Annotated in this window: 3 protein-coding genes and 1 pseudogene; all 4 read right to left on the bottom strand. The window is 69.6% G+C overall.

Going from position 1 to position 2,657, the window contains the following annotated elements; all coding sequences use genetic code 11:
* Positions 1-123: pseudogene (locus JWQ05_RS14950) on the bottom strand (HslU--HslV peptidase proteolytic subunit); the annotation flags it as partial.
* Positions 124-221: 98 nt separating this feature from the next.
* A complete protein-coding gene (locus JWQ05_RS14945) occupies positions 222-1,346 on the bottom strand; it encodes an AAA family ATPase (RefSeq protein WP_299659782.1) in 1,125 nt (374 codons plus the stop codon).
* A complete protein-coding gene (locus JWQ05_RS14940) occupies positions 1,346-2,002 on the bottom strand; it encodes a suppressor of fused domain protein (RefSeq protein WP_299659780.1) in 657 nt (218 codons plus the stop codon). Before JWQ05_RS14940 ends, JWQ05_RS14945 begins: the two co-directional genes overlap by 1 nt.
* The coding region (gene hemF / locus JWQ05_RS14935; RefSeq protein ID WP_299659778.1) for an oxygen-dependent coproporphyrinogen oxidase at positions 1,999-2,657 on the bottom strand (659 nt) is incomplete at its 5' end. The genes JWQ05_RS14940 and hemF, both read right to left, overlap by 4 nt.

Raw genomic sequence — 2,657 nt, 5'->3', positions numbered from 1 at the left:
GGCCAGCCGCCGGACCTTGCGCGCGTTGCCCTTGACGATGGTCTGCCCGAGGCTGACTTGCCCGTCGCCGCCGATCACCACCCGGCCGCCCTTGCGGACCATGAGGATCGTCGTGGCATGCATCTGCGGCGGGCCGTTCGAATCGTGCGCCAAGGGGGGCTCCTGAAAGCGAGTGCGATAGGGGGCAGGTAGGCGCCGGCGCGCCCGAATGCCACCGGGCCCTAGACCACCACGGTGATCCGGCGCGCTGCCCGGGTCAGGCCGGTGTAGAGCCAGCGCGCCCGATGCTCGCGAAAGGCGAAGGATTCGTCGAACAGGACCACGTCGTCCCATTGCGATCCCTGCGCCTTGTGGACGGTGAGCGCGTAGCCATAGGTGAACTCGTCGGTCTCGCGTTTCAGAAAGGCCGGGATCTCCTCCTCGGAGCCGGACATCACCGCGCGCAGGACCTTGATGTCGATGGGCCGGCGACGCAGGGCCGGATCGTCCTCCGGCACGACGTCGAGGCGTACCGTGTCGGAGCGGGGCGACGCGCGCTGGGCCTGCACCGTCCAGGTCGATCCGTTGAGGAGGCCCTTGGTGCGGTCGTTGCGCAGGCAGACCAGCTTCTCGCCCACCGCCGGCATCGGATCGGTGTGGCCGGCGAGTTCGCGCAGGCGGTTGTTGTAGAGGCGCCGGGTCTTGTTCATGCCGACCAGCACCTGATCGGCCTGGAGCACGAGGTTCGGGTCGATGTCGCGGCGCGAGACGATGCGGCTCTCGCCATACGCGCCGATGGACAGGCGCCCACCCTCGCGCACGGTCATCGCCATGCGCACGATGGGGTCGTCGGCGGCCTGGCGGTGGACGTCGGTGAGCATCACGTCGGGCTCGGCCTCCGTGAAGAAGCCGCCGCCGCGCACGGGGGGTAGCTGGGCCGGGTCGCCGAGCACAAGCACAGGCTTGTCGAAGGACAGGAGGTCGTTGCCGAGGTCCGAATCCACCATCGAGCACTCGTCGATGATGATGAGTTCGGCCTTCGAGACCGGCCCGGTCCGGTTCAGCGTGAAGGCCGGGCCGCCATCCTCCGTCTCTTTCGTGCGGTAGATCAGGCTGTGGATCGTCGCCGCGTCGTGGCAGCCCTTCTGGCGCATCACGGAGGCCGCCTTGCCGGTGAAGGCACCGAACACCACCGGACCCTCGGTGACGTCGTCGGCGATGCGGCGCGCCAGCGTGGTCTTGCCGGTGCCGGCATAGCCGAACAGCCGGAAGACCTGGGCTCCGCCGGATTTCCGCCAATCGGCGATGGCCTTCAGCGCCGCGTCCTGCTGGGGCGCGAAGCGGGTCGGCAGATCGGTGTCCGCCATCAGAGCACCGAAGACCGCGCAAGGTCGAAGAGATCGGTGCCGCGCTCCGCGAACAGATCCTCGAGGGCATCGCCGCCGGATGCCTGCGCGAACTCGTATTCGGCGTCCGAGATCGGCACCGCGAGGAGGAAGGCCACGTTCACGTCGGGCGCGGCGATCGTCTGCTGGCGATTCTCGAACGGGAAGGGCGGCACGAAAAGGACGTGCCGCAGCGTATCCGAGAGGCCGCGGCCCGCCAGGATCCCCGGAAACACGATGCCGGGGGCGAGGAACCAGCGGCCGTCGATCACCTGGAAGGCGCAGGCCGCCAGAGCGTTTGCGAAATTCGGCGCGGCGGCGAGGCCGAGGATCTCGCAGCGGCCGGGAAATTCGGCCCCGTCCCGATAGAGCGGGTGGTTGGCCAGGGTCACCGTGGCGTAGGCCGAGAGGCCGGGGCGGGGTGCCTCGCGGCAGGTCAGGATGTCCACGTGGCTGGGGCCCGCCTCGGCGCGGTGGCGCGCCACGGAGGGCGTGCCGCCGAAGGCGCTGGCCAGCATTCGCGCCACCGCGCGGTTGGTTTCAGTGATGTCCTGCGGCGGCGGCGTCTCTCGCCGTGCGTTCTCGGGCCGTGCGTTCTCGGGCGATGAATTCTCGGGCGGCGCGGCCGGACCGCTCACGGCCAGCGCACCGTGGGCGGCAGCGAGGACAGGATCGAGGCGACGTTGCCGCCGGTCTTCAGGCCGAAGATCGTGCCGCGATCGTAGAGGAGGTTGAACTCCACGTAGCGCCCGCGCCGGACCTGCTGCTCCAGCCGGTCCGTCTCGGTCCAAGGGGTATCCATGTTGGCCCGCACGATGGCCGGATAGGCCTGGAGGAAGGCCCCGCCGACGTCGCGGGTGAAGGCGAGGTCGGCCGCGGGGTCGCCGGTCCAGTGGTAGTCGTAGAAGATGCCGCCGATGCCGCGCGGCTCGTTGCGGTGCTGGAGATGGAAGTACTCCTCGCACCAAGCCTTGTAGCGGCCGTAATCGGCCGCCGGAGCATGGGCCTCGCAGGCCTCGCGCATCGCCGCATGAAAGACCTGCGAATCGGGGTCGTCCTGGGTCCGGCGCCGTTCGAGCACGGGCGTGAGGTCGGCTCCGCCGCCGAACCACGCCTTCGTCGTCACGACGAACCGGGTGTTCATGTGAACGGTCGGCGCGTTCGGGTTCCACGGATGGGCGATCAGCGAGATGCCGGTGGCGAAGAAACGCGGGTCCTCCGCCGCCCCCGGCATCTGAGCCCGGAACTCCGGGGCGAACTCACCATGGACCGTCGAGACGTGGACGCCGGCCT

The sequence above is a fragment of the Methylobacterium sp. genome, from assembly GCF_028290105.1.
GTDB lineage: Bacteria > Pseudomonadota > Alphaproteobacteria > Rhizobiales > Beijerinckiaceae > Methylobacterium.
Note: the sequence above shows the minus strand (reverse complement) of the source record. Positions and strands in the feature narration are given on the sequence as shown.